Source organism: Streptomyces lycii, from assembly GCF_009735685.1.
GTDB lineage: Bacteria > Actinomycetota > Actinomycetes > Streptomycetales > Streptomycetaceae > Streptomyces > Streptomyces lycii.
Map to the genome: position 1 here is coordinate 23,036 of NZ_WHPN01000155.1, position 6,570 is coordinate 29,605.

General features: G+C 73.5%; 5 protein-coding genes. 3 read left to right on the plus strand and 2 right to left on the minus strand.

Annotated elements, in window-relative coordinates; translation table 11 throughout:
* Nucleotides 1-59: 59 nt before the first annotated feature.
* Both GCU69_RS06455 and guaA read right to left on the minus strand, forming a co-directional pair.
* Entirely contained in the window at nt 60-650 is a 591-nt protein-coding gene (locus tag GCU69_RS06455; protein WP_156205367.1) for a Uma2 family endonuclease, read from the minus strand.
* 152 nt (nt 651-802) lie between these two features.
* Nucleotides 803-2,407: a glutamine-hydrolyzing GMP synthase gene (gene guaA / locus GCU69_RS06460; protein WP_156205368.1), complete on the minus strand. Its 1,605-nt coding sequence runs from the start codon at nt 2,405-2,407 to the stop codon at nt 803-805.
* Between the two features lie 353 nt (nt 2,408-2,760).
* Here guaA and GCU69_RS06465 point away from each other — a divergent pair, with 353 nt between their 5' ends.
* The 3 genes from GCU69_RS06465 to GCU69_RS06475 form a co-directional block, all read left to right on the plus strand.
* Nucleotides 2,761-3,213 carry a chorismate mutase gene (locus tag GCU69_RS06465; RefSeq protein WP_156205369.1) on the plus strand — a complete coding sequence of 151 codons (453 nt, stop codon included), beginning with the start codon at nt 2,761-2,763 and terminating at the stop codon, nt 3,211-3,213.
* An 895-nt stretch (nt 3,214-4,108) separates the two neighbouring features.
* Complete coding sequence (locus tag GCU69_RS34305) at nt 4,109-5,197, plus strand: LPXTG cell wall anchor domain-containing protein (protein ID WP_156205370.1); 1,089 nt, start codon at nt 4,109-4,111, stop codon at nt 5,195-5,197.
* A 149-nt stretch (nt 5,198-5,346) separates the two neighbouring features.
* Nucleotides 5,347-6,570 (plus strand): glycosyltransferase (locus GCU69_RS06475; RefSeq protein WP_156205371.1); only part of this gene is annotated, 1,224 nt, incomplete at its 3' end.

The following is a 6,570-nucleotide window of genomic DNA, read 5'->3' on the forward strand; positions in this document are numbered from 1 at the left end:
CGCGTCGTACGCGGAAGCGGCGGGCAACGGGCAACGGGCAACGGGGCGACGCCGGCCGGTCAGCCCCGCGGGCGTCCGGTGCGCGTCAGATCGATGTCGATGGTGAACGGGACGGACAGCTTGAGCCGGTTGCGGTGGATTCCGGTCGGCACATAGGCCGCCGTGGCCGGGTCGAGTTCGTAGACGTAGACCACCGGCGCGCCCTCGTCGCTCTCCACCCGCCAGAAGTGCGGGATCCCGGCCTTGGCGTACTTGCCGGGCTTGGTCTCGCGGTCGCGGGCCTCCGAGTCCTGCGAGACGACCTCGACGGCGAGGACGACGTCCTCGGGCCGGTAGGTCGTCTGCTCCATACCCGTGTCCGCCTCTGCCCTGACGGCCATCACGTCGGGTTCGGGACGCCGGCGGAGTCCGAGCTGAACGGTCATCTCCCGGACCACTTCCAGGTCGTGCGGCGCTGACCGCAACAGGCCGTTCTCCAGCAGACGCATCACGCGCATATGGAATTTGGTCTGCGGACTCTTGAAGACGAGACTCCCGTCGATCAGCTCCGTGTGCGGAGGCAGGTCGGGGAGTCGGTCGAGGTCGTCGGCGGTGTACCCGCCCGGCGGCGGCTGCGGCCAGGTGTGCTGGTGCTGTGGTTCGACACTCATCAGTGCTCCCATGGGACGCATCGTTGCCGACCAGGCCAGCGTACCCAGCGGGAACGCCGCTGCCGCCACTCAAACGTATGAGCGACGGCAGCGGCGTTGACCGGATGATCCGACCGGGGCCGGCGGTCCGGCCGGTGATCAGCGGGAGGTCGTCACTCCCACTCGATGGTGCCCGGGGGCTTGCTGGTGATGTCCAGGGTGACCCGGTTGACCTCGTCGACCTCGTTGGTGATGCGGGTCGAGATGCGGGCCAGGACGTCGTACGGCAGCCGGGACCAGTCCGCCGTCATCGCGTCCTCGGACGAGACCGGGCGCAGCACGACCGGGTGGCCGTAGGTGCGGCCGTCGCCCTGGACGCCTACCGAGCGGACGTCCGCGAGGAGGACCACCGGGCACTGCCAGATGTCACGGTCCAGCCCGGCCGCGGTCAGCTCCTGGCGGGCGATGGCGTCGGCCTCGCGCAGCAGGTCGAGCCGCTCCCTGGTGACCGCGCCGACGATACGGATGCCGAGGCCGGGGCCCGGGAACGGCTGCCGCTGGACGATCTCCTCCGGCAGGCCCAGCTCCTGGCCGACCATCCGGACCTCGTCCTTGAAGAGCCGTCGCAGCGGCTCGACCAGCCGGAACTGGAGGTCCTCGGGGAGCCCGCCGACGTTGTGGTGGGACTTGATGTTGGCGGTGCCGGTGCCGCCGCCGGACTCGACGACGTCCGGGTAGAGGGTGCCCTGGACGAGGAAGTCCACGGACTCGCCGTGCTCACCGGCCTCGGCGACGATCTCCGAGGCGGCCTGCTCGAAGACGCGGATGAACTCGCGGCCGATGATCTTCCGCTTCTGCTCCGGGTCGGCGACCCCGGCGAGCGCGTCGAGGAACCGCTCCTCCGCGTCCACGACCTTGAGCTTGACGCCGGTCGCGGCGACGAAGTCCTTCTCGACCTGCTCGGACTCGCCCTTGCGCATCAGGCCGTGGTCGACGTAGACGCAGGTCAGCTGGGAGCCGACGGCCTTCTGAACGAGCGCCGCGGCGACCGCGGAGTCGACACCGCCGGACAGCCCGCAGATGGCCCGCCTGGAGCCGATCTGCTCGCGGATGGCCGCGACGGAGTCCTCGACGACGCTGCTCATGGTCCAGTTCGGGGCCAGCCCGGCGCCCCGGTAGAGGAAGTGCTCCAGGATCAGCTGGCCGTGCGTGGAGTGCATCACCTCGGGGTGGTGCTGGACCCCGTAGAGCTTCTTCTCGTCGCTCTCGAAGGCGGCGACCGGGGTGCCGGGGGTGGAGGCGGAGACCGTGAAGCCCTCCGGGGCCTCGGCGACGGAGTCGCCGTGCGACATCCACACCGACTGCTCGGCGGGCGTGCCCTCGAAGAGGGTGGAGCCGGGACGGGTGACGGTCAGGTCCGTGCCGCCGTACTCGCGGGTGCCGGTGCGGGCGACGTGGCCGCCGAGCGCCTTGGCCATGGCCTGGAAGCCGTAGCAGATGCCGAAGACGGGGACGCCCGCCTCGAAGAGTTCGGGGCCGACGTGCGGGGCGTCTTCGGCGTACACCGACGAGGGCCCGCCGGAGAGGATGATCGCCTTCGGGTTCCTGGCAAGCATCTCGGACACCGGCATGGTGTGCGGGACGATCTCGCTGTAGACCCGGGCCTCGCGGACCCGACGGGCGATGAGCTGGGCGTACTGCGCGCCGAAGTCGACTACGAGGACCGCGTCCGGGGAGCGGTCCTCGTCGGGGGCGGCAGCTGGGGTCGCTGAGGGCACTGCGGCGGCCTTCCGGCGGGGGTGGGTGACGTGCGGGGGCAGGTGCGGGACAAGGGGCGCGACTGCCCGGACTGCCGATTCTACCGGCGGCGGGGGCGCCGCCCCGCCCGTCTCAGCATCCGGCCTCCGTTGGCCGCCTCACATCCGGCAGGCCATACTTGCTGCCATGTTCCAGCAGCGCACCTTCTGGTTTACCTATGGCACCGGCCCGTCCGGCTGCCATGGTCGTGCTGCTTGAGCCACTGACAAGCACTTCACCAGGCGCCCCGGGCCGGCCAAGGTCCGGGGCGCCTGTCGTGTCCGTCCCGGGCGGCGACGGCACCGGGGCTCCCCGCCACCGAGGAGTCACGGACATGAGCAGCACCGCAGCCCCCCACGGAACCGCCGCACCCGCCGCACCCACAGCGCCCGCGACCGCCCCGCCCGCGCCCGCCAAGCCCGCGCCCGGCGGCGCGCGCCCGGCCTCCGCGCCCGGGACGGCGACGACGGCGGTCGCGCCCGCCGCTGCCCCCGCCGTACGGAACGCCGACGGGGCGGCGTCCACCGGGGCGAGCACCGACGAGGCCGCCGCACTGATCGCGGGCGCGCGGCAGCGGATCGACGATCTGGACGGGCGGATCATCGGCCTGGTGCAGGAACGGATCGCGGTCTCCGCCGCCGTCCAGGAGGCCCGCGTCAGGTCCGGCGGCCGCCGGGTGAGCCTCTCGCGCGAGATGGAGATCCTCGCCCACTACCGGACCCAGCTGGGCAAGCCGGGCACCGCGCTGGCGATGACGCTGCTGGAGCTGTGCCGCGGACGGGTCTGAGGACGGACGGGGACGGCCTGGCGTCGGGCCGTTCCGGCGACGGGCGGGCCCGGGGTCGGGCAGGCCCCCGGAGGACGCGCGCCCGGCTGCGGACGGGCCCGGCTGCGGACGGGGCCCGACCACGCCGCACCGGCCCGGGAGGACGCGCGCCCGGAGACGCCGGTCCGCACCCGGCCGGGGCGCGGCGGCGGGCACCCGCCCGCACCGGTCCGGCGCGGGCGCACGGAGCGACAGGCATACGTGCCGACGGGCGCGCGGCGACGGGCGTACGTATCAACAGCCGCGCCGAGCGACAGGCGTACGTGCCGACAGGCGTACGCATCAACAGGCGCACGGAGCGACAGGCGTACGTGCCGACAGGCATACGGAGCGACGGGCGTGCGTTCGGGCCAGTCACCCGTACGGCGCGTGACCGCCGTGTTCGGCGCTTCGTTGGTCCACATGTCCGCACCGGCCAGGTGCGGCCGGGACAACCAGGCGTGACTCCGCCCGACCGCTCCGGACACCGGTACGGCAGCGGGCGGACATCGCCGGAGCGTGTGGCGTGCCGAGCGGATTGGGTACAGGCGGTGCACGCCGTGGGACCGCGCACCGGCGTGTGTGACCGGTCAGCAGGGGACAGCAGCCCGGTCACCACAGGACGCGGCCGGCTTCCGGGGACGCCCGGAGGCCGGCCGCGTCACGCACGTCCGGGCCTTCCCCGGTCGGTCGCGCGTCGGGCCCCACCGGCCCCCACATGTGACAGGCGTCACGTGCGTCCCAGGGGTGCTGTTACAACCTTCACCGGCCCTTACCGGTCAGTTAAGTCGTTCGCACGGCCATACCGCGTCCCCACCGCGACGGCCTCCTTCACGGCGCCGCCCCTGTCGGCGCCCGGCAGACCGAAGAGGTTCGTATGAAGATCCGCCGCGCCCTGGCGACCGCCGCAGCCACGGCGGTGATAGCGCCCGCCGCCCTGCTCGCGGCACCCGCCGCGTACGCCGACGACACCCCGGCGCCCGTCCCGACCGGGGAGGCCCCGGCCGACCCGGGCACCGACGACCAGGTCACCCCGGACGACGGAAACGGCGGGGAGACCGCTCCCGGCGGGGGCTCCGGGGACGACGGCGGCACGGACGGCGCCGACGCCCCGGCCACCGGGGACGGCGGGCAGGACACCGACGGCACCGACGGTGCCGGGGACGAGACCCCCGCGGGCGGGAGCAAGCCCGGCGAGAAGGGCGAAGACCCGGCGGACCCTGCGGACCCGGCGGGTCCGGCGGACGGGGAGCCCGCCGACGAGTGCGCCGTCGACGCCGCGGACCTCCGGGTGACGGTGTCCGACCTGCCCTCCCAGCTTGTCGCGGGCGGCGCCTGGTCCTCCTTCTCCGTGCACCTGAAGAACACCACGGACGAGACGCTGGACGAGGTCTTCCCGATCCTCTACGCCGTCCCGATGGAGAACATCGACCGGCCGGACGAGGTCCTGGAGATCCAGTACCAGGACCCCGGGACGGGCGAGTGGACCAGCTTCAACGAGTGGACCAACGGCGCGTACTTCGGCTACTTCACGCTCGAGGCCCAGCAGACGGCCGAGCTGTCGCTGCGCATCCGCGCCGACAAGGACGCGGAGAAGGGTGACGGGTTCGCGCTCGTCGCGGGCGACTACTACAAGGCCGACGGCAGCTGCGGCTGGTCCGAGGAGGCGTGGTACGACTTCACGATCCTCGCCGCGGGCAGCAAGCCCGGCGAGGTCCCGCCCGCGAAGCCCGGCAAGCCCGGCACCGGTGACCAGGGCGGCAAGCCCGACGAGCGCCCGGGCAGGACCAAGCCGCAGGGCGGCCTGGAGGAGCTGCCGGTCAAGGGCAACCTCGCCCAGACCGGCTCGTCCTCGATGCTGCCGGCGATCGCCGTGATCGGCGGCGTCGCGATGGTGGCCGGCGCCGGAGCGATCTTCGTCGTCCGCCGCCGCAGGGCCGGCGACGCGGGTACCGCGACAGCCTGACCTCTCGCACACATGTAGCAGCCCCACGGGGCCGTATCCGATACGGATGCGGCCCCGTTGGTCTGTTATCGGACGGTTTTCCCGGAACGTCCGCTGTCGCGGCCGGACCGGGGCGCCCGCCCGGCGCCGCCCGAGCGAGAGGAATTTCCGTGCAGATCTCTTTTCTCGTTTACAACGTGTACGGCATCGGGGGCACGATCCGCTCGGCGGTGAATCTCGCCGGCGGCCTGGCGGCCCGCGGCCACACCGTCGAGATCGCCTCCGTCTACCGGCCCGCCGACACGCCCCGGCTGACCGTCGACCCGGCCGTCCGTGTCGTACCGCTCATCGACTGGCGCCCCGGCTCCCCCGGCTGCGACGGCGCGCTCCCGGCAGCGGCGGAGCCCAGCACCATGTTCTCCGACCCCGGCGTCGCGAACGGCCCGCTCGCCCCGTCCCGGCTGACCGACGAGCGGATCTCCGCGTATCTGCGGGGCTGCGGCGCGGACGTCGTCATCGCCACCCGGCCCGTGCTCGTCGGCCATCTCGCCCGCCACGGCGTCCCGCGCGCGATCCTCATCGGGCAGGAGCACCGCACCCTCGCCTCGCACCCCGAGCGGCTGCGCGCCGACCACAACGCGGCACTGTCCCGGCTGGACGCCTTCGTGACCGTCTCCGAGGCCGACGCCGCCGCCTACCGGAAGGCGCTCCCCGGTGCCTCCGCCCGCATCCTCTGCATCCCGAACTGCGTCCCGTCCACGGGCGTCGAACCGTCCGACGGCGCGTCGAAGACCGTCGTCGCCGCGGGCCGGCTGGTCCGGGTCAAGCGCTACGACCGGCTGCTCGACGCGTTCGCCAAGGTGGCCGCCGAGCGCCCCGACTGGCAGCTGCGCATCTACGGACGCGGCGGGCAGAAGGCGGCGCTGCGCGCGCGGATCGAGGAGCTGGGCCTCTACAACCAGGTGCGGCTCATGGGCGCCGTCTCCCCCATCGAGCCCGAGTGGGCCAAGGGCGCGATCGTGGCGGTCTCCTCCGACGGCGAGTCGTTCGGGATGACGATCGTCGAGGCCATGCACTGCGGGGTGCCGGTGGTCGCCACGGACTGCCCGTACGGGCCCGGCGAGATCATCACCGACGGACGCGACGGCCTCCTCGTCCCCCTCGACGGCGGCGCGGACGCGTTCGCGGCGGCGCTGCTGCGGCTGATCGACGACCCGGCCGCCCGGCGGCGGATGGCCGCAGCGGCCCGTGCCAGGGCGGCGGAGTACGAGCCCGCGGTCGTCGCGGAGCGCTACGAACAGCTGATCGCCGGACTGCGCCGTACGAAGTTCGGCACCGGGCGGCCGCCCGCGGGCACCGGTGACGGCGCCCGCACGCGCACGCCCGGCCCCGGC

What these genes read in the sequence shown, in the direction of transcription:
- GCU69_RS06455 (WP_156205367.1), bottom strand. Translation starts at nt 650, where the DNA reads ATGAGTGTCGAACCACAGCACCAGCACACCTGGCCGCAGCCGCCGCCG.
- GCU69_RS06465 (WP_156205369.1), top strand. Translation starts at nt 2,761, where the DNA reads ATGAGCAGCACCGCAGCCCCCCACGGAACCGCCGCACCCGCCGCACCC.
- GCU69_RS34305 (WP_156205370.1), top strand. Translation starts at nt 4,109, where the DNA reads ATGAAGATCCGCCGCGCCCTGGCGACCGCCGCAGCCACGGCGGTGATA.